The sequence below is a fragment of the Pseudomonas sp. AP3_22 TE3818 genome, from assembly GCF_053628995.1.
The window spans coordinates 2,591,206-2,614,185 of sequence record NZ_JBRJHL010000001.1 but is presented as its reverse complement, the minus strand read 5'-3'; the positions used below and the strand labels follow the sequence as shown (position 1 = coordinate 2,614,185).

General features: G+C 62.2%; 23 protein-coding genes. 14 read left to right on the top strand and 9 right to left on the bottom strand.

The window, feature by feature from the left end:
• Nucleotides 1–22: 22 nt before the first annotated feature.
• From AB7M25_RS11900 to AB7M25_RS11875, 6 genes are all read left to right on the top strand, one after another.
• Nucleotides 23–424 (top strand): hypothetical protein, encoded by a 402-nt coding sequence (locus AB7M25_RS11900; RefSeq protein ID WP_015094584.1) that lies wholly within the window; start codon nucleotides 23–25, stop codon nucleotides 422–424.
• Nucleotides 424–963, top strand: a complete 540-nt coding sequence (locus AB7M25_RS11895) for an HD domain-containing protein (protein ID WP_454237334.1) — start codon at nucleotides 424–426, stop codon at nucleotides 961–963. Before AB7M25_RS11900 ends, AB7M25_RS11895 begins: the two co-directional genes overlap by 1 nt.
• 202 nt (nucleotides 964–1,165) lie before the next feature.
• Nucleotides 1,166–1,444 carry a DUF3303 domain-containing protein gene (locus tag AB7M25_RS11890; protein ID WP_116583166.1) on the top strand — a complete coding sequence of 93 codons (279 nt, stop codon included), beginning with the start codon at nucleotides 1,166–1,168 and terminating at the stop codon, nucleotides 1,442–1,444.
• Nucleotides 1,445–1,662: 218 nt separating this feature from the next.
• Nucleotides 1,663–3,276, top strand: coding sequence for an arylsulfatase (locus AB7M25_RS11885; RefSeq protein ID WP_429519469.1), 1,614 nt, complete (start codon nucleotides 1,663–1,665; stop codon nucleotides 3,274–3,276).
• A gap of 69 nt (nucleotides 3,277–3,345) precedes the next feature.
• Nucleotides 3,346–4,614 (top strand): OmpP1/FadL family transporter, encoded by a 1,269-nt coding sequence (locus AB7M25_RS11880; protein WP_429389486.1) that lies wholly within the window; start codon nucleotides 3,346–3,348, stop codon nucleotides 4,612–4,614.
• Between the two features lie 46 nt (nucleotides 4,615–4,660).
• Nucleotides 4,661–5,335: a DUF3313 domain-containing protein gene (locus AB7M25_RS11875; protein WP_454237333.1), complete on the top strand. Its 675-nt coding sequence runs from the start codon at nucleotides 4,661–4,663 to the stop codon at nucleotides 5,333–5,335.
• Nucleotides 5,336–5,402: 67 nt separating this feature from the next.
• Here the strand turns inward: AB7M25_RS11875 and ligD are convergent, their stop codons facing one another.
• Nucleotides 5,403–7,985, bottom strand: coding sequence for a DNA ligase D (gene ligD, locus AB7M25_RS11870; protein ID WP_454237332.1), 2,583 nt, complete (start codon nucleotides 7,983–7,985; stop codon nucleotides 5,403–5,405).
• Between the two features lie 236 nt (nucleotides 7,986–8,221).
• Nucleotides 8,222–8,962 (bottom strand): tellurite resistance TerB family protein, encoded by a 741-nt coding sequence (locus tag AB7M25_RS11865; protein ID WP_454237331.1) that lies wholly within the window; start codon nucleotides 8,960–8,962, stop codon nucleotides 8,222–8,224.
• 259 nt (nucleotides 8,963–9,221) lie between these two features.
• On the opposite strand from AB7M25_RS11865, the gene pcsA reads away from it, so the two are divergent.
• Entirely contained in the window at nucleotides 9,222–9,944 is a 723-nt protein-coding gene (gene pcsA, locus AB7M25_RS11860) for a phosphatidylcholine synthase (RefSeq protein ID WP_218484123.1), read from the top strand.
• 2 nt (nucleotides 9,945–9,946) lie between these two features.
• Entirely contained in the window at nucleotides 9,947–10,333 is a 387-nt protein-coding gene (locus AB7M25_RS11855; protein WP_454237330.1) for a DUF488 domain-containing protein, read from the top strand.
• A 138-nt stretch (nucleotides 10,334–10,471) separates the two neighbouring features.
• Here AB7M25_RS11855 and AB7M25_RS11850 read toward each other — a convergent pair whose 3' ends face one another.
• Nucleotides 10,472–11,284 (bottom strand): class I SAM-dependent methyltransferase, encoded by an 813-nt coding sequence (locus tag AB7M25_RS11850; RefSeq protein WP_429389502.1) that lies wholly within the window; start codon nucleotides 11,282–11,284, stop codon nucleotides 10,472–10,474.
• 44 nt (nucleotides 11,285–11,328) lie between these two features.
• Nucleotides 11,329–11,598 (bottom strand): DUF4242 domain-containing protein, encoded by a 270-nt coding sequence (locus AB7M25_RS11845; RefSeq protein ID WP_218479992.1) that lies wholly within the window; start codon nucleotides 11,596–11,598, stop codon nucleotides 11,329–11,331.
• A 177-nt stretch (nucleotides 11,599–11,775) separates the two neighbouring features.
• Here AB7M25_RS11845 and AB7M25_RS11840 point away from each other — a divergent pair, with 177 nt between their 5' ends.
• Nucleotides 11,776–12,753 carry an AraC family transcriptional regulator gene (locus AB7M25_RS11840; protein ID WP_454237329.1) on the top strand — a complete coding sequence of 326 codons (978 nt, stop codon included), beginning with the start codon at nucleotides 11,776–11,778 and terminating at the stop codon, nucleotides 12,751–12,753.
• Nucleotides 12,754–12,829: 76 nt separating this feature from the next.
• Nucleotides 12,830–13,291, top strand: a complete 462-nt coding sequence (locus tag AB7M25_RS11835; protein ID WP_429519478.1) for a GNAT family N-acetyltransferase — start codon at nucleotides 12,830–12,832, stop codon at nucleotides 13,289–13,291.
• Between the two features lie 17 nt (nucleotides 13,292–13,308).
• Here AB7M25_RS11835 and AB7M25_RS11830 read toward each other — a convergent pair whose 3' ends face one another.
• The 3 genes from AB7M25_RS11830 to AB7M25_RS11820 all read right to left on the bottom strand — a co-directional run bounded on the left by AB7M25_RS11830 (nucleotide 13,309) and on the right by AB7M25_RS11820 (nucleotide 15,205).
• Nucleotides 13,309–14,526: a cytochrome c biogenesis protein DipZ gene (locus tag AB7M25_RS11830; RefSeq protein WP_454237328.1), complete on the bottom strand. Its 1,218-nt coding sequence runs from the start codon at nucleotides 14,524–14,526 to the stop codon at nucleotides 13,309–13,311.
• A gap of 154 nt (nucleotides 14,527–14,680) precedes the next feature.
• Nucleotides 14,681–14,893, bottom strand: coding sequence for a hypothetical protein (locus AB7M25_RS11825; protein WP_104448699.1), 213 nt, complete (start codon nucleotides 14,891–14,893; stop codon nucleotides 14,681–14,683).
• A gap of 48 nt (nucleotides 14,894–14,941) precedes the next feature.
• A complete protein-coding gene (locus tag AB7M25_RS11820; RefSeq protein ID WP_104448700.1) occupies nucleotides 14,942–15,205 on the bottom strand; it encodes a DUF2790 domain-containing protein in 264 nt (87 codons plus the stop codon).
• Nucleotides 15,206–15,504: 299 nt separating this feature from the next.
• On the opposite strand from AB7M25_RS11820, the gene AB7M25_RS11815 reads away from it, so the two are divergent.
• Both AB7M25_RS11815 and AB7M25_RS11810 read left to right on the top strand, forming a co-directional pair.
• Nucleotides 15,505–16,245 carry a response regulator gene (locus AB7M25_RS11815; protein WP_102701714.1) on the top strand — a complete coding sequence of 247 codons (741 nt, stop codon included), beginning with the start codon at nucleotides 15,505–15,507 and terminating at the stop codon, nucleotides 16,243–16,245.
• Nucleotides 16,242–17,552, top strand: coding sequence for an ATP-binding protein (locus AB7M25_RS11810; RefSeq protein WP_454237327.1), 1,311 nt, complete (start codon nucleotides 16,242–16,244; stop codon nucleotides 17,550–17,552). The genes AB7M25_RS11815 and AB7M25_RS11810 overlap by 4 nt, the downstream gene beginning before the upstream one ends.
• Before the next feature lie 1,294 nt (nucleotides 17,553–18,846).
• Here AB7M25_RS11810 and AB7M25_RS11805 read toward each other — a convergent pair.
• Together AB7M25_RS11805 and AB7M25_RS11800 are read right to left on the bottom strand one after the other, a co-directional pair.
• Nucleotides 18,847–19,605, bottom strand: coding sequence for an HvfC family RiPP maturation protein (locus AB7M25_RS11805; RefSeq protein ID WP_429561505.1), 759 nt, complete (start codon nucleotides 19,603–19,605; stop codon nucleotides 18,847–18,849).
• Nucleotides 19,598–20,440, bottom strand: a complete 843-nt coding sequence (locus AB7M25_RS11800) for an HvfB family MNIO-type RiPP peptide maturase (protein WP_429389515.1) — start codon at nucleotides 20,438–20,440, stop codon at nucleotides 19,598–19,600. The genes AB7M25_RS11805 and AB7M25_RS11800 overlap by 8 nt, the downstream gene beginning before the upstream one ends.
• Before the next feature lie 450 nt (nucleotides 20,441–20,890).
• Here AB7M25_RS11800 and AB7M25_RS11795 point away from each other — a divergent pair, with 450 nt between their 5' ends.
• Both AB7M25_RS11795 and AB7M25_RS11790 read left to right on the top strand, forming a co-directional pair.
• The gene (locus AB7M25_RS11795) at nucleotides 20,891–21,937 is read left to right on the top strand and encodes a class I SAM-dependent methyltransferase (RefSeq protein ID WP_429389516.1); all 1,047 of its coding nucleotides are present in this window, start codon (nucleotides 20,891–20,893) and stop codon (nucleotides 21,935–21,937) included.
• Nucleotides 21,938–22,049: 112 nt separating this feature from the next.
• Nucleotides 22,050–22,892 (top strand): NAD-dependent protein deacetylase, encoded by an 843-nt coding sequence (locus tag AB7M25_RS11790; protein ID WP_429519637.1) that lies wholly within the window; start codon nucleotides 22,050–22,052, stop codon nucleotides 22,890–22,892.
• The last annotated feature ends 88 nt before the right edge of the window (nucleotides 22,893–22,980 follow it).

Here is a 22,980-nt window from a genome sequence, read left to right as displayed (position 1 = left end):
CAGCGCTCTATGATTGATCCCCATGACCACCACCGCTCCAATTCGCTCACCCTGCCCGCCCGGCGCCTGCGACTGCGGGCGTGACCCGCTGCTGGAAACACCGGGGGCGGACCTGCGCATTCTGTTTCTGACCCGCAATGAAGAAAAACGCCTCATCGAACGCCTGGAGAATCTGCAGAGCCTGAGCGATCTGGAGCACCTGCAACGGCGCATGCTCGAACAGTTGGGCATCCGCGTGGACATCGCCCCCGGCTTCAATGAGGTGCGCACCATGCGCGGCATCGGCATCCAGATCGGCGAACTGCCGGGGCTGTGCCGCAAGACCCGCGCCAACATCCCGGCTGCCATTCGCCGTGCCATGGAAAAGCGCCCGGAGATTGCCTACGAGCTGCTCAATGCCAACGACCTGTTGCGTGACGCCTGATGAAGCCCATTCTCGAATTCCCCCTCACCGACGAGATTCTCACCTCGTTCGCCCTGGCCATCGGTGCCGACCTGCAGGGCTACCGCAACCACATTTACCGGGTGCTGAATTTCCATGCGGCCCTCAGCGGAAACGAGGGCTTGCCCTCGGATGCCGTACAGATCGCAGCGGCGTTTCATGACCTGGGTATCTGGACCGATGACACCCTTGACTACCTGCCGCCCTCCATTGCATTGGCCACTGAATATCTCGACAGCCGACATCGCCCGCAACTCAAAGATGAAGTCAGTACGTTGATACTCGAGCACCACAAGCTGCGCCGGTATCGCGGCGCTTGTGCCGACAGCGTCGAACCCTTCCGCCGGGCCGACCTGGTGGATGTGTCCCTGGGCCTGGTCCGCTTCGGCCTGCCCCGAAGCTTCATCAAAACCGTGCAGTCGACCTTTCCCGATCACGGTTTTCACTCGATGCTGATGAAGCTTTCCGCCCGCCAATTACTCCGCTCGCCCCTACGGCCGCTGCCCATGTTTCGCTGGTGAAACAGGCGTCTGTTACCCCCTCGAAAATGCACCGGAACAGGATCAGCGGTCGTACGTGAATCGCGGGGCACTGCTATGCCTTCCTTGGGAGATTTCGCTGCAAGCCAGCCAGGACGGAACTGGGAACCCAAGCGTGGCCACGGCCCCGGCGCCAGCCAGGTACGCGCAACAACAGGTGCCGATGCGCAACAGGAGGTGGCCGATGTTATTCATCGTCAGTTGGACAATCAGCCCGGACAACCGTGATGCCGCAATCGCACGTTTCCTCAAGACCGGTGGCGCGCCGCCCGCAGGCGTCACCATGCACGGACGCTGGCACGCCGTAGGAAGTTCGGCCGGCTTCGGCATTGCCGAGGCGAGTGATTTGGTGCCGATTCAAAAATGGGTGCTGGAATGGAACGACCTGATGAGCATGGACGTGCACGCCGCATTGACCGATGAGCAAATGGCACCCTTGCTGGCCGCCACTGCCGCCCGGTAATGACGATGAAGGCGGCGAGTATCGCTCGCCGCCCGATTCGCCCCGCGCATTTACCGGTCCGCCATTTCGGTAAAAAGTGCCTGAATCGCTGACTTTCTGACTATTCACTACTGGATATTTTGCCATTCAAACCTACGCTCTTCGCGGGGGGTTACGAATTTGGATTGCGTCTGGGGGCGCGTCTCTCTGTACTCACGAAAAGTACGCAGGAGCTCGACATGAACCGGACAACCTTATCCTCGATCTTCGCTATCCCCCTGTTGCTGCATGCAATGGCGTTTCCCGGCGTGACCCTGGCCGCCGACAAAGCCCCCAACATCCTGGTGATCATGGGCGACGATATTGGCTGGTCGAATATCGGCGTCTACAACCAGGGCATGATGGCTGGCAGAACACCCAACCTCGACCAACTCGCCGCTGAAGGCATGCGCTTCACCGACTATTACGCCGAGGCCAGTTGCACGGCCGGGCGCGCGAACTTCATCACCGGCGAACTGCCGATTCGCACCGGCATGACCACCGTCGGCCAGGCCGGCTCGCCTGTGGGTATTCCCGCCGAAGCCGTTACCATCGCGACCGCGCTCAAGGCCATGGGGTATGCCACCGGCCAGTTCGGCAAGAATCACTTGGGTGACTTGAACGAGTTCCTGCCCACCGTGCACGGCTTCGACGAATTCTTCGGCTACCTCTACCACCTCGACGCCATGGAAGACCCGGCGCACCCCAACTATCCGCAAGACCTGCTCGCCACCGTTGGCCCGCGCAACATGGTCCACAGCTGGGCCACCACCACCGATGACACGACCGTGATGCCGCGCTGGGGCAAGGTCGGCAAGCAGAAAATCGAAGATGCCGGCACGCTCTATCCGGAGCGGATGAAAACCGTCGACGACGAGATTCGCGACAAGGCCTTCTCGTTCATCGACAAGGCCAAGCAGGACAACAAACCGTTCTTCGTCTGGCTCAACCCGACCCGCATGCACATCGTCACGCACCTGTCCGACAAGTACGAAGCCATGCGCAACTCGCAGAATGGCTGGTCGGAACAGGAAGCCGGCATGGCGCAGCTCGACGACGTCGTTGGCGATGTCCTGGCGAAACTGAAAAAAGACGGCATGGACGACAACACCATCGTCATTTTCACCACCGACAATGGCGCGGAAAACTTCACCTGGCCGGACGGCGGCACCACGCCGTTCGCCATGGGCAAAGGCACGGTCATGGAAGGTGGCTTCCGGGTGCCGGCGATCATTCGCTGGCCGGGCAAGGTGCCGGCCAACCAGGTCGCCAACGGCATCATGTCCGGCCTGGACTGGTTCCCGACCCTGGTCGCAGCGGCGGGTAACCCGAACATCACGGCAGAGCTGCTCAAGGGCAAACAATTGGGCGACACCACCTACAAAGTTCACCTGGACGGCTATGATCAAACACCCATGATCACCGGAAAAGGCCCGTCGAACCGGCATGAAATCTTCTACTTTGGAGAAAGTGCCCTGGGTGCAGTGCGCATAGACGACTACAAATATCGCTTCATTGACCAGCCGGGTGGATGGATGGGGGCTAAAGTTGCCGTAGACGTGCCGATCCTGACCAACCTTCGACTCGACCCGTTCGAGCGCATGGGTTGGCCGGAAAATCAGGCCGCGCAGGGTTCGCAACAATACTTCGACTGGTTCAAGTACCAGTTCTGGCGCTTTGTGTTCGTGCAGCAGCAAGTGACCAAACTGGCTGAAACCGCGATCGAGTTCCCGCCGATGCAAAAAGGTGCGAGCTTCAACCTTGACTCGGTGAAAGCCAAGATCGCAGCAGCGCGAGCCGAGATGGCCAAGTAAACAGCCGAATCCACGGGTGGCCGGCACCGTCCACCCGTATTCGAAATGGACATTTGCTGAGGTAGATACATGCCGACCAGAACATTTGCCCGATCTGCATCCGCGCTACTCGCCCTGTGCTGCCAACAGGCCTGGGCCGGCGGCATCATGCTTTACGAAATCGGCACCGATAACGCCGGCCTGGCCAACGCCGGTGCCGCGGCCCGTGCCCAAGGCCCCTCGACCATCGCCAGCAACCCCGCGGGCATGAGCTACCTGCCCGGCACGCAAATCACCGCCGGCTTGCAGGTTCTGTACGGCGACTTGAGCTTCGACCGCGACGCCGGCACCAACACCCCGGGCAGTGGCAGTGGCAACGCCCTCGACCCGATTCCCGGCGGCAGCTTTTTCATCAGCCATGAACTGGACGAGCACTGGAGCGTCGGTTTCGGCCAATACGGCGACTTCGGATTGGCAGTCAACTACGACAACGACTGGTCCGGTCGTTACTTCGCGCAAAACTCCAGTCTGCTCGGCCTGTCGCTGGTACCGAGCGTGGCTTATCGCTTCAACGAGCAGTGGTCGGTCGGCCTCGGCATCAAGGCCATGTACGGCATGTTGCAGGCGCAAACAGCCATCGACCGCTCGCCCTTGGGCTTCACCGATCGCACCGACGGCCAGTACAAATACGAGGACGGCACCTGGGGTTATGGCGCCAACGTGGGTGTGATCTACGCCCCGCAACCCGGTACGCGCATTGGCCTGACCTACACCAGCCAGGTCGATCTGGACTTCGAGGACCGGCTGGATGTGAAAGGCGATGGCCGACTGCTCGAGCGCGTCAACAACACCAAAACTGAACTCGATATGAAGGTGCCGCAAACCGTCACCCTGAGCCTGTTCCAGCAACTGGACCGGCAATGGGCCTTGCTGGCCTCGGTCAACTGGCAGGACTGGTCGGAATTCGGTGACATCGGCGTGCAGGTCGACACCACCGCGGTGGGTGCGCAATCGACAACGGTCGACGCCGGCTTCAAAGACACCTGGCACCTGTCCCTGGGTGCGCAATACCAGGCCACCGAGCAATGGCTGTGGAACGTCGGAGTGGCGTACGACAGCAGTGCCGTGTCGGACAGCAACCGCAGCGTGATCGTGCCGATGAACGAATCCTGGCGCATTGCAACAGGGGCCACCTATGCTCTGAACAAGGACACCGATGTCAACGTCAGTTGGGCCATGGTCTGGATCGGCGACATGCCGGTTGACCAGGCCAAGTCCGTATCGGGCAATCAAATCTCCGGTGAATTCGACAATGCCTGGATTCAAGCTATAACCGGAAACATGACCTGGCGATTCTGATGTCCGGCTCAAAAAAGACGATTTCTTCCAAGGAGTACACACCACTATGAATCTGTCCCGAAAACTGCTCGTCGGCGCTACGCTGGCAAGTCTGTTGCTTGGCGGTTGCACCTCGAAAGTGACGGAGAAGGAACAGTACTCAGGCTTCCTGTCCAACTACAACAACCTGCAGGAAGTCCAGACCCCGAGCGGTGGCGCCGCGATGCGCTGGGTCAGCCCTTCGTGGAACCCGAATGCGTATGACACCGTGGTGTTCAACAAGCTGGAGCTGTACCCGGCCCCCAAACCCAATGAGCGGGTCAACCAGCAGACGCTGACCGACATTCAGAACTACATGACCAACAAGGCCAAGGCCACGCTGGGTCAGAGGTACCGCGTGGTGTCGAACTCCTCAGCAGCTCCGGCGGGTTCCCGGCCCCTGATCATGCGGGCGGCGATTACCGGGGTGAACGCCGAGAACGAAGGCATGAAGTGGTATGAAGTGGTACCGGTCGCGGCCGTTGTCGGGGCAACCCAGGCAGCCACCGGTCACCGTGACCAGGACACCACCCTGTTCATCGAAGCCGAGTTCATCGACGCGAAGAGCAACCAGACCGTGGCCAAAGTGGTGCGCAAGGTGTTTGGCACTACCCTGGAAAATGAAAGCCAGAAGATTACCGCCAAGGACTTCAAGGCGGCGATCGACAAACTGGGTACCGACTTCCAGGCCTTCCTCAAGTAATACCCCTCCCGTGTGGCAAGGGAGCTTGCCCCCTTGCCACCCTGGATTCCCTCTCTGGCTGTACCCCTCATTTTTTCATTCCCACCCGCCGGCGCATTTCGACAGTGATCGCCTGCCGGGTCTTGCGCATGTCCGCCCAGGGCTCATCGCCGACTTCAGCCAGGCGTTCAAGCGCGTTGTGCAGGTTCCACTGATTGCCGCCCCTGAGCTCGGCAACCTCTTGGCGAAAGATCGGCATCGACACCGGCAGGCCCTCGCGGGTACGGACGGCATAGGCGCAGATGGTGGTCGCGCCCAGGCCATTGCGCAGGTAATCGATGAAGATCCGCCCGACCCGGTTCTTCGGTCCCGACACCGCCGAAAAACGCTCGGGCAACAGCCTGGCCATGTGGCTGACAATGGCATGGCTGAAGTCCTTGACCTCATCCCAGCCGAGCTTGCGGGTCAGCGGTACCACCACATGGATACCCTTGCCGCCGCTGGTTTTCAGAAACGCCTTGAGTCCCAATTCATCCAGCACCGACAGCGTCAGCTCAGTGGCCTCGATCATGCGTTTCCATGGCAGCGCCGGGTCCGGGTCAAGGTCGAGGACAAAACGGTCCGGCTTGTCGAAGTTGACCGACGTGGCATTCCAGGTGTGCAACTCCACGGTGCTCATCTGCACCGCGCCAATCAGCGCCTCGGCATTGTTGATGAGCATCATCGGCTGACCGGTGAGCTGCTTGTCCAGCGTGGCGATGCCGGGGATCGCCAGGTGCTCGGCATTCTTCTGGAAAAACAACTCGCCAGCGATACCGTCCGGCGCACGCACCAGCGCCACCGGGCGATCCTTGAGTTCGGGCAGGATCCACTCGGCGACACTCGCGTAGTACTGCGCCAGTTGCAGTTTGGTGGTGCCGCTGCCGGGGTCGATCACCCGGTCCGGGTGAGTGATGCGCACCTGGCCCTCCTCCAGGCCGATTTGCGAGGGTGCGGGGTCGGGCTTCTTTTGCCTGGCAGCGGGTTTTGCGGGGGCGTTTTTTTTCGCAGTGGAGGTTTTCACGGTTTTCGCGCGCTCCTCGGTGATGTCGTGTGCCGGTTTGTCATTGCGCAGGCCATGGAACACGGCGTGGCGCACCGAACCGTCCCGGGTCATTTCAGCGAAAGCCACTTCTGCCAGCAGCTTGGGTTTGAGCCAATGCACATCCCTGGCCTCGGCACCGCCGGGTGGATTGACCACCGGCGGTTTTTTCACCTGCAACGGCTTGAGCTGCTCATGGAGGCTGCGCAGCGTCGCCTCGTTGAACCCGGTGCCGACTTTGCCGGCATAGCGCAACTCGCCACTGTCGCGGTCATGCAGCCCCAGCAGCAGCGCGCCGAAGGCATGGCGCGAGCCTTTAGGCTCGGTGAAGCCGACGATGACGAACTCCTGCCGATGCTGGCATTTGAGCTTGATCCAGTCGCTGCTGCGCCGGGAGACATAGGGCGACCCCAGACGCTTGCCGATCAAGCCTTCCATGCGCATCCGGCAGGCGCTGTCGAGCAAGGCATGCGGCTCCTCGCCAAACGATTCGGAGAAGCGCAGCAGCGGCTGGTCATTGGCCTTGAGCACAGTCGCCAGCGCGGCCCGACGTTCTTCGACCGGCACTTCGCGCAAGTCCACGCCATTGAGGTACGGCAGGTCGAACAGGTAGTAGAGAATGCCGTCGCTGCGCTGCGCCTCGAAGGCGTTTTGCAGCGCCTGAAAGTCCGGCACACCCTGGTCGTCGGCCACCACCATTTCGCCATCGAGCCACGCCGATTCCAGGCCAAGCGCAACCAGGGCCTGGGCCTGTTCTGGCAGTTTGTGGGTCCAGTCGTGGCCATTGCGGGTGAGCAGCCTGACGTCACCGTGGTCGATGCGGGCCATGATCCGGTAGCCGTCGAACTTGATTTCGTAGCTCCACGCGCCGTCCGGGACCCTGTCCACCAGCGTCGCCAATTGCGGCTTGAGCAGGTCCGGCAACCTGGCTTTGCGGGCGCCGGTCAGTGGCGACGATTTTTCCTTGCGGGCGCTGGCTGCCGGTTTCCTGAAGGGTCTGGCGGCCGACTTCGAGGAGCTGTCGACGATGCTCCGGTCACTGAGCACACTGTCCGGTTCGGCGCTGAGCACGTCGTAGTCGCGTTGCGATCTGGCGGCGCCGTCCTGGTGTTTGATCAGGAACCATTGCTCCTGCTTGCCCGGCATGTGCGTACGCACCAGGTTCCACAGGCCGCCAAGCTTCTCCCCTTGTAACTCGAACTTGAGTCGCCCCTTGGCGTAGGCCTTGGCGGGATCATCCTCGGGAATCCAGATGCCCCGGTCCCAGACGATGACGTCGCCGGCACCGTAATGCCCCTCGGGAATGCTGCCTTCGAACGTGGCGTACGCCAGCGGGTGATCTTCTACATGCACCGCCAGGCGCTTGACCGACGGGTCCAGCGACGGACCTTTGGGCACGGCCCAACTCTTGAGCGCGCCGTCGAGCTCCAGGCGAAAGTCATAGTGCAGGTGGGAGGCGTTGTGTTTTTGAATGCAGAACTGCAAGGCATGATCCCTGGCAGTTTTCTTGCGCGGGCGCTTGTCGGCAGCAGGCTCGGAAGTCGCCGAAAAATCACGCATGCGGTTGTAGTCATCGAGGTTGCGGGGCATGGCTCACCTGCTTCGCGCCAGGACGTCGAATGCAAACGTCTCTTAACCAAGCAGAGCCGGCGAGCGGCGCAATAATTCAATCGGCGTTGAAAAGGCCCGGACGGACGGGCTTGTGGCGCGTGCTCACTCACAAACCTGTAGGAGCTGGCTTGCCAGCGAAGAGGACGGCATGACCAGTATTGAGGTTGCCTGACACGCCGCCTTCGCTGGCAAGCCAGCTCCTACATTTGGATGTGTCATGCAACCGGTAAGGCAGTGCCCTTGGCCTGCTGCTCCAGATGCAATTGCAACTCCGGCTCGATCCGCAATGCCGCGGCCAGTTCATCCAGATAGTTGCGCTCGGCGTCCTGCTGGTCGTCCACCAGCATCACGCTGGCCAGGTACATCTCCGAGGCCATGCCGGGGTCGGTGGCCGACTGCGCCACTTCATTGGGGTCCAGCGGCTTGGCGACCTCATCGTCCAGCCATTGCTGCAATTGCGGGTCGTCGGTGTGACGGCCGATTTCAGTGCTGATCATCTGCTTTTCGGACTCATCGATCCGGCCATCGGCCTTGGCCGCGGCAATCAATGCCCGCAGGATCGCATGGCTGTGTTCCTCGGCTTCCGGGCCGGCCAGCAAGTCGACGGTGCGCGGCGCTTCCTGCGGGGCCGACGCCTGGCTGCGTTGCCAAGCCTGGTACGCCTGGAACGCCATCATGCCGAGGGACGCCAGCGCCGCATAATTGGTGCCGCCACCGGAACGGCTTTGCGGTGCACCACCCATCGGCGAACCGCCGCCCAACAAACCACCGAGCAAACCGCCCAACCCTGTGCCACCACCACCCGCACCCGCACCGGCGCCACCACCCAACAACCCGCCGAGCAATCCGCCCAGGTCGCCGAGCCCACCCTGTGCCGACGCGCCACCGCCGCCCCGTTGCGCCATCGAGCCCTGGCCGGCGCGCAATAACTGTTCGAGCAGATCGCTGGTGTTCATGACGCTTGTCCTCTTTGGAAGGGTTCTGTCCAGACAGGCAACGATAGACCTCGCAGACGAATGTGCCAGCGCCGTTGGGCTGACGCACCCGCGTCACTGCGGATTGCCCGGGGTATTTTTTTTCAGCACGGCTAAGATTCATAGGTGGTGAACCTTATCCGCGGATACCCGGTCGATACCTGCAACCCGACCCGGTTGCCACCGCCCCCCCTTACGTGGGGCGTCAACTGGCTTGCTTCATTCACTGGAGAACGCCCCTGTGATTTCAACCCTGTACATCGCCAGACTCAAAGCATGGGGCGCCCATGGTTTTACGGCCACCGGCGTGGTCACCGCTTTCCTAGCCACCCTGTCCCTGCTGGATAACCAGCCGACCCATTGTCTGCTGTGGCTGGGTGTCGCCCTGATCGTAGACGGACTGGACGGCGCACTGGCGCGCAAGGTCAACGTGCAGTCGGTGTTGCCTAGCTTCGATGGCTCGATCCTCGACCTGGTGATCGATTACCTGACGTATGTGTTTATCCCGGCGCTGTTCATCTATCGCTACATCCCGTTGCCGGACTACACCCTGCTGCTGAGCGTGTCGCTGATTCTGGTGTCGTCGCTGTTCTGCTTCTGCAACGTCAACATGAAGAGCAAGGACAACTACTTTCAGGGCTTCCCCGCCGCCTGGAACGTGGTTGCCCTGTGTCTGTACATCATCGCCCCGTCGCCGTGGATCACCTTCCTGACCATCATTGGCCTGGCCCTGCTGACCGTGACCCGGATGAAGTTCCTGCACCCGTTCCGCGTGCGCCGGTTCATGCCGATCAACATTGCGGTGACGGCCATCTGGTTGCTGTGCAGCTTGTCGCTGGTGCTCAACCATCCGCTGATCAACCCGATGGTGATGGGGCTGTGGCTGCTGATGTCGGCGTATTTCCTCGGTATCTGCTTCTGGCGCACGGCGCTGGAGTGGTTCGACGAATCGCGGCTCAAGTAGCCATGGCGGTCCATATCGTTCAACTGGGTTCGCCGCGTCGACCCGACGAAGGCTTGCGCCTGGGCACGGTACGCCGCCCTCCCCGTGGCGTACCGAAAGCTGAATTCGCCAGCCGGGATTTCTATGATGTCTGGCAGCCCTTGCTGTCACCCAGCGCGGAACTGGTGGCCGAGGCCAAGGCTGCGCAGGATGCCAAGGCCTGGGAGGTGTTCCGGCGCAAGTTCAAGGCCGAGATGAACCAGCCCGCTGCCAGCCAGATGCTGGACCTGCTGGCCGCGCTGTCCCACCGGACGTCCCTGGCCGTGGGGTGTTATTGCGAGGATGAAGCGCATTGTCATCGGTCGGTGTTGCGCGAGTTGCTGGAGGCGCGGGGGGCGAAGGTGGTTTAGCGTGTCTGAACACAGCCCCCTGTAGGAGCGAGCTTGCTCGCGATGGTCGATAACGATTACGCGTGATTTCTGGATGCACGCGGTGTTTTCGAGTCCATCGCGAGCAAGCTCGCTCCTACAAGGACTTATGCAAGGCCATTAACGCCGCGTGATCACCACCTCCAGGTATTCACTCGGCACCACCAGCGACTTGTCGCCCGCCCGGTTCATCCGGTTGATCAGCTCGGTCAGGTCCGCTTCCAGCGCCTTGGCGCCGTCCGCGGGCAGTGCGGCGAAGGCTTTGTGCACCGGTCCGTACCACTGGCGGAAGGTGTCGATGAAATGCGCCGCCGAGCGATAGCGGAAATTGAAGGTGCGGCGCGTCACCTGCAGCAGGAACTCCTGCTCGTCGAAGTGCTCGTGCAACCAGGCTTCGGTGCCCCAGCGCGAGGGCGGATTCGCTCCCGGCGCAGGGGGCAGGTGCTGGCCCAGGGTCTTGAACATCTGGCCGACGAAGCCTTCCGGTGTCCAGTTGGCCAGGCCGATCCGCCCGCCCGGGCGGCAGACTCGTGCCAGCTCCGCAGCGGCTTTGGGCTGGTCCGGCGTGAACATCACACCGAACGTGGAAAGCACGGCGTCGAAGCTGCCGTCGGCAAAGGGCAAGGCTTCGGCATCGGCGACCTGGAAGGAGACGTTCAGGCGTTCTGCCCGGGCCCGTTCTTCGCCGCGTTCGAGCAAGGCGGCGACATAGTCGGTGGACGTCACCTGGCAGCCACGGCGCGCGGCAGCGAGGGTCGCGTTGCCGTTGCCGGCGGCGACGTCGAGCACGCGCTCATCGCACAACAGGTCGCAGGCTTCGGCCAGTTGCTCGCCGACGATTTGCAGGGTGGTGCCGATCACGGCGTAGTCGCCGCTGGCCCAGGAGGCCATCTGGCGGTTTTTCAGGGCAGTCAGATCAATGGGTGTACTCATGGAGGCAGTCTCTGGGTTGAAACACGAATCGGGCCTGATCGCGGTTACTCCGCTGTCGTCGGGTCGATGATGTTCATGACCCGGGAAATGCGGTTGGCGGGAAAACCACTGATCCTCGCGTGTTCCTGGATCTGCTCCTCGTTCGGCGAGATGTACACGCAGTAGAGCTTGTCACCGGTGACATAGCTCTGCAGCCACTGCACCTCTGGCAATTCACGCAAAGCCTGGCAGGACTTTAGCGAAGCGGCTTTCAAATCCCTTTCCGACAGAGCTCCGGCGCCCTGGATCTCACGTTCAATGACGAACTTAGGCATGGCAACCTCTCTTTATTGTTCTGGATGGCAGGGCGCATTCACCCTGTGATCCAACTATCGTCCTGACGGGCGCTGGCGTCCTGCCCGATCGTCGCCCAAGCCTGCCCGATCGTCCGGAGATTCCACACGGCGCACCGACGCGTTCACAATCAGGAATCCTGTCACGGGGAAATCCCTATGGACGCTCTGTCACAGACCCTGCGGGTGGTGCACCTGGTCGGCGCGATCTTCATCAACGCCCGGTTCACCGCACCCTGGTGCTACCAGTCGCCCAGCGCCGACACGGCAGCGCCATTCCTGGAGCCCGATGCGGAACGGGTGGTGATCTTTCACCTGATCACCGAGGGCGAATGCTACGTCGAGCTGGGCGATGGTCCGCCGCTGCTGCTGAGCGCTGGCGACGTGGTGATCTTCCCTCAGGGCGACGCCCATCGCATGTGCTCCCGACCGGGATTGCCCCCGGCCACGGGTGCGCGGCTGGATGCGGTGCTGGCGCGCCGGCCCCGCCAGCTCAGCTATGGCGGTGGGGGCGCGGTCACCCGCCTGGTGTGCGGCTACCTGGCGTGCGACACGCGCCTGGCGGGCATGTTGCTCAAGGGTTTGCCGCCCGTGGTGCGGGTCAACGTGCGCGGTTCGGATGCCGGTATCTGGCTGGAATCCTCCGTGCGCTACGCCCTCGCCGAAGCCCGCTCGCCCCGCCCCGGCGGTGAAGGGGTCCTGGCCAAACTCGCCGAAGTGCTGTTCATCGAAGTACTGCGCCTGTACATGAACGAACAGGGCGAAGGTCGCACCGGCTGGCTGGCCGGAGTACGCGACCGCATCGTCGGCGCCGCCCTCAACGCCTTGCACAAAAAGCCCTGCCACGCCTGGACGCTGGACGAACTGGCGCGCACCGCCAGCACTTCAAGATCGGTGTTGGCCGAGCGCTTCCAGCAACTGGTGGGGGTGTCGCCGATGCAGTACCTGACGCAATGGCGGATGTTGCTCGCCGCCAACCTGTTGCGCAGCAGCAACAACTCATTGACGCGCATCGCCGAGGAAGTGGGTTACCAGACCGATACCGCCTTCAGCCGCGCCTTTCGGCGCGAGTTTGGTGCACCGCCGGCGGCGTGGCGGCGCGGTCAGGCGGCCTCGAATCACTTGAGCGGTCGCTGAACCGGCAGGGGCGACAGCACCGCCCGGGCCCGCTACTCTCGCTACCCAGCGACTGAACTTGGAAAGGACTCATCACATGGCACCCCGCCTGGACTGGCTTGCTCGACATATGCAGTACAGCAACACATTCGCTTCGTGGATCCACCGGCAGTTCCACTACGAATACGCCGGACAACCCCTGCCCGACTGGCAACGGGAATTCGCCGAAGGCCAGGACAACGGCGACTGGAAGTGCCTGATCGCCCTCGACCACGACCAACTGTTGGGCGGTGCAGCACTGGCCAGGGCTGACCTCGCCCATCGCCCGGATCTGGGGCCCTGGCTCGCTTGTGTGTTCATCACTCCCGAGGCACGCGGCAAGGGCTTGGCGGAGCGTTTGATCGAAGGGATTTGCGCGCAAGCCAAAGCCAACGGCGAGAAGAGGATCTACCTGCACACCCAGGACCAGAGCGCTTATTACGCCAGGCGTGGCTGGGTTGTGCAGGAGCGTTTTCAGGCATGGGAAAAAGATCAATGGCTCATGGCGCGAGACCTGTGAGCCATTGATCGAATGGTTCAAGCCGCTGGCGCGCTGGCCTTGGCCTCCTCCAGCAACTGCTGGATCACTTTCTCCTGCGTGTCGTAGCTGCCTTCACCGAAGTGGGTGTAACGCACCTGCCCCTTGGCATCGATGATGTAGTGCGCCGGCCAGTACTGGTTGTCGAAGTTGCGCCAGATCGCGTAGTTGTTGTCGATCGCCACCGGGTAGGTGATGCCGTATTCCTTCACCTTGTCCCGTACGTTGTCGATGATGCGTTCAAAGCCGTATTCAGGCGTGTGCACACCGATCACCACCAGTCCGTCCTTTTCATATTTCTTCGCCCAGTCCTTCACGTACGGCAGGGTGTGCTTGCAGTTGATGCAGTCGAAGGTCCAGAAGTCCACCAGCACCACCTTGCCTTTGAGGGCTTCGTTGGTCAGTGCCGGTGAGTTGATCCAGTCCACCGCGCCGGACAGCGACGGCATCGCGCCCTGGGCGTTGCCCATGGTGCTGTCGGCCTGGACCTTGCTGACCAGGTAATCGACGACTTTCGGCACGGTCTCCAGCACGCCTTTCTCGATACGGCTGACACCTTGAGATGAGGTGTTGGCCAGCAACAGGTCATTGGCCCCCGTTGCGATCACCGCCGCACCGGCCAGCACCGCAACCCCGGCGCCCCGGCGCAGCCAGCCAGTGACCGGAATCGACGGTTTCAAGCGATTGACCAGGCCGCGACCGGCAAAGATCAAGACGCCCAGGGACAGCGCACTGCCCGCGCCATAGGCCACCAACAACAGGCTGGTACCGGCGTTCGCGCCCTGCAGCATGGCGCTGGTGAGAATCACCCCGAGGATCGGCCCGGCGCAGGGTGCCCAGAGCAGCCCGGTGGCGACACCGATCATGATCGACGCCAGCGGCCCGGAGATCTTGCGCGAGTCCGGGTCGATGCGATTGCCCAGCAGTACGAAGGGGCGCGCCAGCCAGTCACCGACTCGGGCGGAAATCAGCGACAGGGCGAACAGCACCATGACGAACAAGGCAACATGGCGCCCGGTGTTGCTGGCCTGTATCACCCACTCGGTGCTGACCACGGCCAGGCTGGAGACCAGGGCGAAGGTCAGGACCATGCCGCCGAGGGTCAGCAGGATCGAGGCGCGTGTGCGGTCGGCTCCGGCGAACAGGAAGGGCACGACCGGCAGGATGCACGGGCTGAGGACGGTCAGTATGCCGCCCAGGAAAGCGATGAGTAACATGGGATCACCTTTGAAAAAATGGGGAGGCATCCACCCCCCCCTGTAGGAGCTGGCTTGCCAGCGATAGCGGACTGACTGTTACACCCACGTCGATTGGGCCGCCGTGATCGCTGGCAAGCCAGCTCCTACAAAGAAGCGGTAGTTTTTTTGGAATTCAGGCCGTCTGGCTGTCCTGCATCTGCCCTTGCGGCGTACGGCTGGAGCCGTCTTGCGCCAGCAAGCCCTGGGTGCCTTTCTCTGCCACGGGCGTCAGCTGGAAGCAGGTGTTGCTGCCGCAGGCGCTTTGCTCGACAGAGGCGTTGGCATGGGCTGCCGCACCGGCGACGGAAAAGGCGATGGCGGTGAGAAAGCGGGATACGTTGTTCATGATGTCCTTCCTGATTCAATGGGATTAAGCGGTCGTTGATCGCAGCACTCAGTTTTCCGAGTTGCAGTGGTCGGCGAACTTGCTGTAATCCAGCACCTGGGTTTTCGACTGGGAATCGAGGTACGTCAGCCGTGCATTGACCACGCCGCAGGAAGGCGTAGCGTCCTCGGTCAGCGAAACCACTTTCCTGATGTCAAGATGGGTGCCGTAGGTGTAGGTTTTTGGCGCAACATCGGCTTCGGCGCGGGCCGACAGGGTGCAGATGTTCAGGGCGGCAAACAGGCAAGCGGCGTAGACGGCTTTGGTGTTCATGGCGAGTTCCTCAAGGTTTCAACAGTTCGTTGGTCCGAGGCGGTCTGGTTTGCCTCGATGGAACCTATTAAAAGCCTGCGAGGTATCTCGTCTGTGTCGGGAATCGACGGGAATCAATCGGTACGTATCAGAACCGGGCGCAGATACAGAGCAATACAAAACCCCCGGAAAATCGGCTTTTTTGCCTTCGTGTGTATCCGCAGGCAGGCCGGATACACTGCAATACAATGGGCGGCAGGCGACTCCGCCCGGGCTCGATAGACTGTGTGGCATTCCCCATTTATCAGAGGTTTGGCCCAATGGATCACGTTGATCACATCCTCATCGTTGACGATGACCGCGAAATCCGCGAGCTGGTAGGCAACTACCTGAAGAAGAACGGCCTGCGCACCACCGTCGTGGCGGATGGACGGCAGATGCGCGCGTTTCTGGAAACCACCCCGGTGGACCTGATCGTGCTGGACATCATGATGCCGGGGGACGATGGCCTGCTGCTTTGCCGCGAATTGCGCGCCGGCAAACACAAGACCACGCCAGTGCTGATGCTCACCGCGCGCAACGATGAAACCGACCGCATCCTCGGCCTGGAAATGGGCGCCGACGACTACCTGGTCAAACCCTTCGCTGCCCGTGAACTGCTGGCGCGGATCAACGCGGTGCTGCGACGCACCCGCATGCTGCCGCCGAACCTGGTGGTGACCGAAGCCAGCCGCCTGCTGGCCTTTGGACGCTGGCGCCTGGACACCTCGGCCCGTCACCTGCTCGATCAGGACGGCACCATGGTCGCCCTGAGCGGCGCCGAATATCGATTGCTGCGGGTGTTTCTCGACCATCCGCAACGGGTGCTCAACCGCGATCAATTGCTCAACCTGACCCAGGGCCGCGACGCCGATCTGTTCGACCGTTCCATCGATCTGTTGGTCAGTCGCCTGCGCCAGCGCCTGCTCGACGACGCCCGCGAACCGGCCTACATCAAGACCGTGCGCAGCGAAGGCTATGTGTTTTCCCTGCCGGTGGAAATCCTGGGCGATCAATCATGACGCGGGCGTTGCATTGGCCGCGGACCCTGGCCTCGCGGCTGTCGCTGATTTTCCTGATCGGCCTGATCCTCGCCCAGGCATTGTCCTTCGGCGCGCAGTACTACGAACGCTACGAGTCCTCGAAAAACACCATGCTCGGCAACCTGGAAACCGATGTGTCCACCTCCATTGCCATCCTCGACCGCTTGCCCGCCGATGAACGAGCCGCCTGGCTCAAACAACTGGAACGGCGCAACTACAGTTACCTGCTCAACGAGGGTTCGCCGGGCACGCCCATCCGCACCGACATGCCCGATGCACCCATTGCCATAGCCTCGATCAAGGACGCCATCGGCCACGATTACCCGATGGCCTTTACCGACATCCCCGGGCCGAACAAACACTTTCAAGTGCACCTGAACCTGGCGGATGGCAGCCCGCTGACCATCGACGTCCGCCCGGCGATGGTGCCGCTGTCGCCCTGGCTGCCCATCATGCTGCTCGGGCAACTGGCGCTGATGCTCGCCTGTTCCTGGCTGGCGGTCAGAATCGCCATCCGCCCCCTCACCCGCCTCGCCGACGCCGTCGAAACCCTGGACCCCAACGCCCACCCCGTGCTCCTGGACGAAAAAGGCCCGACCGAAGTCGCCCACGCCGCCAAGGCCTTCAACGCGATGCAGGCACGCATCGCGGCGTACCTGAAGGAACGCATGCAATTGCTCGCGGCGATCTCCCACGACCTGCAAACCCCGATCACCCGCATGAAACTGCGCGCCGAGTTCATGGACGACTCCAGCGAAAAAGACAAACTGTGGAACGACCTGGGCGAGATGGAACACCTGGTACGCGAAGGTGTCGCCTACGCCCGCAGCATCCACGGCGCCACCGAAGAAAGCCGCCGCACCGACCTCGACTCGTTCCTCGACAGCCTGGTGTTCGACTACCAGGACATGGGCAAGGACGTTCAGCTCACAGGCAAGAGCACCACCGTCATCGACACCCGCCCCCACGCCCTGCGCCGGGTGCTGGTCAACCTGACGGACAACGCATTGAAATTTGCCGGGGCTGCCGAAATGCACGTGGAAAAACAGGCCGACGGCAAGCTGTCGATCAAGATCCTCGACCGCGGCCCGGGGATCGCCGAAGAAGAACTCAAGCAAGTCATGGAACCCTTCTACCGCGTGGAAAACTCCCGCAACCGCAGCACCGGCGGCACCGGGTTGGGGTTGGCGATTGCCCAGCAACTGGCGATCGCGATTGGAGGGTCGTTGACCTTGAGCAATCGTGAAGGTGGGGGGTTGTGTGCGGAGCTGAGATTGCCGGGGTAGGAAGGATTGGTTGCGGGGTGAGGATGTTGGGCCAGCTGTTGAAAATGGTCGGCTGGCAGGCCGCCTTCGCGGGCAAGCCAGCCCCCACAGTGGTTCGGCGTATGTCTGTGAGAATTTGATCGGCTGGCAGGCCGCCTTCGCGGGCAAGCCAGCCCCCACAGAGGTTCGGCGTATGTCTGTGAGAATTTGATCGGCTGGCAGGCCGCCTTCGCTGGCAAGCCCGCTCCCACAGTGGTTCGGCGTATGTCTGTGAGAGATTGATCGGCTGGCAGGCCGCTTCGCTGGCAAGCCAGCTCCTACAGTGGTTCGGCGTATGTCTGTGAGAGATTGGTCGGCTGGCAGGCCGCCTTCGCGGGCAAGCCAGCTCCCACAGTGGTTCGGCGTATGTCTGTGAGAGATTGGTCGGCTGGCAGGCCGCCATCGCTGGCAAGCCAGCTCCTACAGTGGTTCGGCGTATGTCTGTGAGAGATTGATCGGCTGGCAGGCCGCCATCGCTGGCAAGCCAGCTCCTACAGTGGTTCGGCGTATGTCTGTGAGAGATTGATCGGCTGGCAGGCCGCCATCGCTGGCAAGCCAGCTCCCACAGTGGTTCGGCGTATGTCTGTGAGAGATTGATCGGCTGGCAGGCCGCCATCGCTGGCAAGCCAGCCCCCACAGTGGTTCGGCGTATGTCTGTGAGAGATTGATCGGCTGGCAGGCCGCCATCGCTGGCAAGCCAGCCCCCACAGTGGTTCGGCGTATGTCTGTGAGAGATTGATCGGCTGGCAGGCCGCTTCGCTGGCAAGCCAGCTCCTACAGTGGTTCGGCGTATGTCTGTGAGAGATTGGTCGGCTGGCAGGCCGCCTTCGCGGGCAAGCCAGCTCCCACAGTGGTTCGGCGTATGTCTGTGAGAGATTGGTCGGCTGGCAGGCCGCCATCGCTGGCAAGCCAGCTCCTACAGAACAGCAGAGTTGCGAACACCCGCTTCTCACCACTCAACAGGCCGAGCGTTAGCTCGCCTGCAGCTTGTGATCTTGATCCACCCGCCCCCTCGGCAGGCTGAGCGGAGGTGTTCATCCGGGGATGGGCGCGCAGCGCCGTTCGACGCAGTCGAACTCATTGCATGTAGGTCGAAGCGAAGCCGACCGGAGGGCAATGCCCCCGGATGAATGCCGGAGCGAAGGAACCCCGAGCCTCAGCGAGGGGCCGTACGTAAGGGGCGAGCGCTTTTGGTTACTTTTAAGGCGCTTGTTAAAAGTGACTCGCCGTAAGGGCGAAACCGCCAGCCGCCGTTACCGAAGAAACGGATATGTACTCAATCAACAACCCCCAAAACCCCCTCCCCATGCATCTGCCGCAACAACCCCACCCCACCGTCCAGAAACTCCAAAGATCCCACCGCCCCAGCCTCCACCGCCAACCCCTGCAACAGCTCACGCCCGGTCAACTCGGGAAACTCGCCAACAAGCAGCAACAACCGCCACGCCAACGGACTCAACTCGGAAAACTTCACACCCCAGTCCTCGGCACGACGCACCAGCAACAACGTCGGCTGAGCCGGCAAAACGTCCGGCTGATAACCCGGCCCCACCCGTTGCACCGGCCAGGCATACGCCAACGGCCAGGCCAGCGGCGACACCTGCAAGGGCCGATCCAGCAACAACGCCGCATCACCGGCAGCCACAGGCTCGGCGTCGGACTGTTGCAGCACCATTTCCACCCACTCGTAATGCGCCAGTTCCACCATGAACGGCGGCCACGGCCCATCGGCCAACGCCAGAGGTTCACTGGCAAGAAACTCGACAAACTCCTGGGCGATCTCACCGAATTTCGGCGTGCGGGCGCGGTAGTCCCGCAGAAAAATCCGCACCAGCGAACGCCAGTGTTCATCGCCCAGAATCTTCACCAGGACCGGAAAGGTTCCACTGAGCAATGAAGACAGGTTGGCGAACACCAGATCGCGGTAAACCTGTGCTCGCGCCGGGTCCATTTCAGTGGGTGGCGCGTTGTGCTCAGGGTCGCGCAGGTACAGGCCCATGGTGGTTTGTTGCTGCACAAGGCTCGACTTATCCACGGCTCATGCCCTCCTGTTGCAAGCGGCGAATGGTCTGCAATTCCGCCACCAGTTCGGCGAATGCCGGAAAATTGAAATCGCGCTCCAGCAAGGTCGGTTGAGCACCGAAACGGGCATAGGCCTGGGCCAGCAACGACCACACCGCCGGCTTCACCGAAGCGCCATGGGTATCGATTTTCAAGGTATCGGACTCATCGAAATGCCCGGCGATATGCATGGCCACCACCCGTCCCGCATCGATACCGGCGAGAAACGCCTGGGGATCGAAACCGTGGTTGATCGAGTTGACGTAGACGTTGTTGACGTCCAGTAACAGGTCGCAATCGGCCTCGCGCAACACCGCATTGGTGAACGTCACCTCGTCCATGTCCTGTTGGGGGGCGGCGTAGTAAGAGACGTTTTCCACCGCCAGGCGCCGACCGAGGATGTCCTGAGCCTGACGGATACGCGCGGCGACGTGGTGCACCGCTTCTTCGGTAAACGGCAGCGGCAACAGGTCGTACAGGTGACCGTCATCGCTGCAATAGCTCAAATGCTCGCTGTACAGCGGCACGTGGTAGTGATCGAGAAAACCCCGGACTTCCTGCAAAAAACCGACGTCCAGCGGCGACGGCCCGCCCAGGGACAGGGACAACCCGTGACAGGACAACGGATAACGCTCGGCCAGTGCCCGCAGCGCCGCACCATGGGCGCCGCCAATGCCGATCCAGTTTTCCGGCGCGACCTCCAGAAAGTCAAAATTGCCTGCCGGTGCGGCCTGAAGGTCTTTGAGTAAACCGCGACGCAGGCCAAGCCCTGCGCTGGCCTTGGCTACGGGGGGAATGGATGTCTGCATGGTATCGATCTCGCCTGTGTCCAAGGGCGCGGGCCGGTGCCCGCCTTGAGACACAGTTAATCGAAAGGGTGTATCGGGACTGTGTTTGGCTGAAGCCTGAAGTTGCGCAGGACTGTATCGAACGGCGGGCGAGATACAGTGAGATACACGATCCTTGCGGGCACTGCCGATACCTGTGGGAGCGGGCTTGCCCGCGAAGGCGGTGGGTCAGTCAGCATCTCTTTTGAATGTGCCGGCCTCTTCGCGGGCAAGCCCGCTCCCACAGGGTCCAGTGTCAGTCAGGAACATATTGCTTTCGTCGCGCCAGGCCGCGCGATACAAGACCCGAACTAGACTTAATGCACACAGGACCGGCTCAGTGTCCTGCACATCCCCACGACCACCGCCCAGCGGCGCATGCCTCGCCAAACGATGCCTCTGGACCGTGATCCTGCCAAAGGAGCACACGTGATGGACGAGGCCAGACTCAACGACTTCATGGGCAAACTGGTGAATGACATGGGCGGCGCGGCGATGCTCGCCAACGTCATCCTCGGCGAAGAGCTCGGCCTGTACCGGGCGATGGCCGACAGCCAGCCCATCACCCCCGAAACCCTTGCCGAGAAAACCGGCTGCAACACCCGCCTGCTGCGCGAATGGCTCAGCGCCCACGCCGCCTCCGGCTACATGGAACACCGCGACGGCCAGTTCCGCCTGCCCGAAGAGCAAGCCCTGGCCCTGGCCATCGAAGACTCTCCGGTCTATATCGCCGGGGGCATAGGCGTGGTCGCGTCGTTTTTCCACGACAAGGACAAGCTGGTCAACGCCATGCGCGGCAACGGCGCCCTGCCCTGGGGCGAGCATCACCCGTGCATGTTCAGCGGCACCGAGCGTTTCTTCCGCCCCGGCTACAAAGCCCATTTGATCGCCGAATGGTTGCCGGCCCTCGACGGCGTGGTGGCCAAACTGGAAGCCGGGGCCAAAGTGGCGGACATCGGCTGCGGTCACGGCGCCTCGACGGTGATCATGGCCCAGGCATTTCCGGATTCGCGCTTCGTCGGGTTCGACTACCACGCGCCGTCCGTCACCGTCGCCACCCAAAGGGCCGAAGAAGGCGGTGTGTCCAGTCGTGCCCGGTTCTTCCAGGGCACGGCGAAAAGCTACCCCGGCAGCGACTATGACCTGGTCTGCTACTTCGACTGCCTGCACGACATGGGCGACCCGGTGGGCGCGGCCAAACATGCCTATGAATCGTTGAAGGACGACGGCACGGTGCTGCTGGTCGAGCCCTACGCCAATGACTTGCTCGACGACAACGTCAACCCGGTCGGACGCCTGTTCTACGCCGCCTCGACCTTCATTTGCACGCCGAACTCGCTGTCCCAGGAAGTCGGCCTCGGCCTCGGCGCCCAGGCCGGTGAAGCGCGGTTGCGCAAGGTGTTCAGCGAGGCCGGGTTCAGCCGTTTTCGTCGGGCCACGGAAACACCGTTCAACCTGATTCTGGAGGCACGTAAATAACCCCCGGCGCCCGTCTTCTGTAGGAGCGAGCTTGCTCGCGATGGTGTATCAGATACATTGGTTGCGACTGACACACCATCGCGAGCAAACTCGCTCCTACAGGGTTCCCGGCATGCTCGACAGCATGATCCATGAGCAAATCGACCGCCTCCATCAACGCATGGCCGACGCGCCGTTTGCAGTGCTGACCGGTGCCGGCATCAGCACACCGTCGGGCATCCCCGATTATCGCGACAACCAGGGTGTGCGGCGGGGCCGGCAGCCGATGATGTACCAGGAGTTTCTCTCCGCCCCGGAGTCCCGGCGACGCTATTGGGCGCGGGCGATGCTCGGCTGGCCACGGGTGCGCCTGGCGCAGCCGAACGTGGCCCACGACACCCTGGCCCGGCTGCAGGGCACGCGACAGATCAGCGGGTTGATCACCCAGAACGTCGACACCCTGCACGACCAGGCCGGCAGCCATGACGTGATCGAACTCCACGGCAGTTTGCACCGGGTGTTGTGCCTCGATTGCGGCCGGCGCTGCGAGCGCGATTCGATCCAGCGCTTGATGGAAACCCGCAACCCGTACCTGGCCGGCGTCGACGCGGTACAGGCGCCGGACGGCGACACTCTGCTCGACCCGGCCTTCGAGGCACGTTTCCAGGTCCCGCACTGCCCGCATTGCGCCGGGGAACGGATGAAGCCGGATGTGGTGTTTTTTGGTGAAAACGTCGCGCAGGCCACGGCTGCCAAGGCGATGGCGGCCGTTGAACAGGCTGCCGGGTTGTTGGTGATCGGGTCTTCGCTGATGGCCTATTCGGCGTTCCGCTTGTGCCGGGCGGTGGTGGACCAGGGCAAACCGTTGATCGCCATCAACCTGGGCAAGACCCGGGCGGACGACATTCTGGATATGAAGATCGAGGGGTCGTGCGAGCAGCTGTTGCCCTTATTGGCAGAACGCCTCACTTCCTGACCCCAATAACGTGTAGGAGCCGGCTTGCCGGCGAAGGGGCCAGTACATTCAACATGGGTATTGGCCGACAGACCGCCTTCGCTGGCAA

What these genes read in the sequence shown, in the direction of transcription:
- AB7M25_RS11890 (WP_116583166.1), top strand. Translation starts at nt 1,166, where the DNA reads ATGTTATTCATCGTCAGTTGGACAATCAGCCCGGACAACCGTGATGCC.
- AB7M25_RS11855 (WP_454237330.1), top strand. Translation starts at nt 9,947, where the DNA reads ATGGCGGTCCATATCGTTCAACTGGGTTCGCCGCGTCGACCCGACGAA.
- AB7M25_RS11830 (WP_454237328.1), bottom strand. Translation starts at nt 14,526, where the DNA reads ATGTTACTCATCGCTTTCCTGGGCGGCATACTGACCGTCCTCAGCCCG.
- AB7M25_RS11895 (WP_454237334.1), top strand. Translation starts at nt 424, where the DNA reads ATGAAGCCCATTCTCGAATTCCCCCTCACCGACGAGATTCTCACCTCG.
- AB7M25_RS11880 (WP_429389486.1), top strand. Translation starts at nt 3,346, where the DNA reads ATGCCGACCAGAACATTTGCCCGATCTGCATCCGCGCTACTCGCCCTG.
- AB7M25_RS11875 (WP_454237333.1), top strand. Translation starts at nt 4,661, where the DNA reads ATGAATCTGTCCCGAAAACTGCTCGTCGGCGCTACGCTGGCAAGTCTG.
- ligD (WP_454237332.1), bottom strand. Translation starts at nt 7,985, where the DNA reads ATGCCCCGCAACCTCGATGACTACAACCGCATGCGTGATTTTTCGGCG.
- AB7M25_RS11820 (WP_104448700.1), bottom strand. Translation starts at nt 15,205, where the DNA reads ATGAACACCAAAGCCGTCTACGCCGCTTGCCTGTTTGCCGCCCTGAAC.
- AB7M25_RS11900 (WP_015094584.1), top strand. Translation starts at nt 23, where the DNA reads ATGACCACCACCGCTCCAATTCGCTCACCCTGCCCGCCCGGCGCCTGC.
- AB7M25_RS11840 (WP_454237329.1), top strand. Translation starts at nt 11,776, where the DNA reads ATGGACGCTCTGTCACAGACCCTGCGGGTGGTGCACCTGGTCGGCGCG.
- AB7M25_RS11845 (WP_218479992.1), bottom strand. Translation starts at nt 11,598, where the DNA reads ATGCCTAAGTTCGTCATTGAACGTGAGATCCAGGGCGCCGGAGCTCTG.
- AB7M25_RS11865 (WP_454237331.1), bottom strand. Translation starts at nt 8,962, where the DNA reads ATGAACACCAGCGATCTGCTCGAACAGTTATTGCGCGCCGGCCAGGGC.
- AB7M25_RS11815 (WP_102701714.1), top strand. Translation starts at nt 15,505, where the DNA reads ATGGATCACGTTGATCACATCCTCATCGTTGACGATGACCGCGAAATC.
- AB7M25_RS11850 (WP_429389502.1), bottom strand. Translation starts at nt 11,284, where the DNA reads ATGAGTACACCCATTGATCTGACTGCCCTGAAAAACCGCCAGATGGCC.
- AB7M25_RS11790 (WP_429519637.1), top strand. Translation starts at nt 22,050, where the DNA reads ATGCTCGACAGCATGATCCATGAGCAAATCGACCGCCTCCATCAACGC.
- AB7M25_RS11800 (WP_429389515.1), bottom strand. Translation starts at nt 20,440, where the DNA reads ATGCAGACATCCATTCCCCCCGTAGCCAAGGCCAGCGCAGGGCTTGGC.
- AB7M25_RS11810 (WP_454237327.1), top strand. Translation starts at nt 16,242, where the DNA reads ATGACGCGGGCGTTGCATTGGCCGCGGACCCTGGCCTCGCGGCTGTCG.
- AB7M25_RS11835 (WP_429519478.1), top strand. Translation starts at nt 12,830, where the DNA reads ATGGCACCCCGCCTGGACTGGCTTGCTCGACATATGCAGTACAGCAAC.
- AB7M25_RS11795 (WP_429389516.1), top strand. Translation starts at nt 20,891, where the DNA reads ATGGACGAGGCCAGACTCAACGACTTCATGGGCAAACTGGTGAATGAC.
- AB7M25_RS11885 (WP_429519469.1), top strand. Translation starts at nt 1,663, where the DNA reads ATGAACCGGACAACCTTATCCTCGATCTTCGCTATCCCCCTGTTGCTG.
- AB7M25_RS11825 (WP_104448699.1), bottom strand. Translation starts at nt 14,893, where the DNA reads ATGAACAACGTATCCCGCTTTCTCACCGCCATCGCCTTTTCCGTCGCC.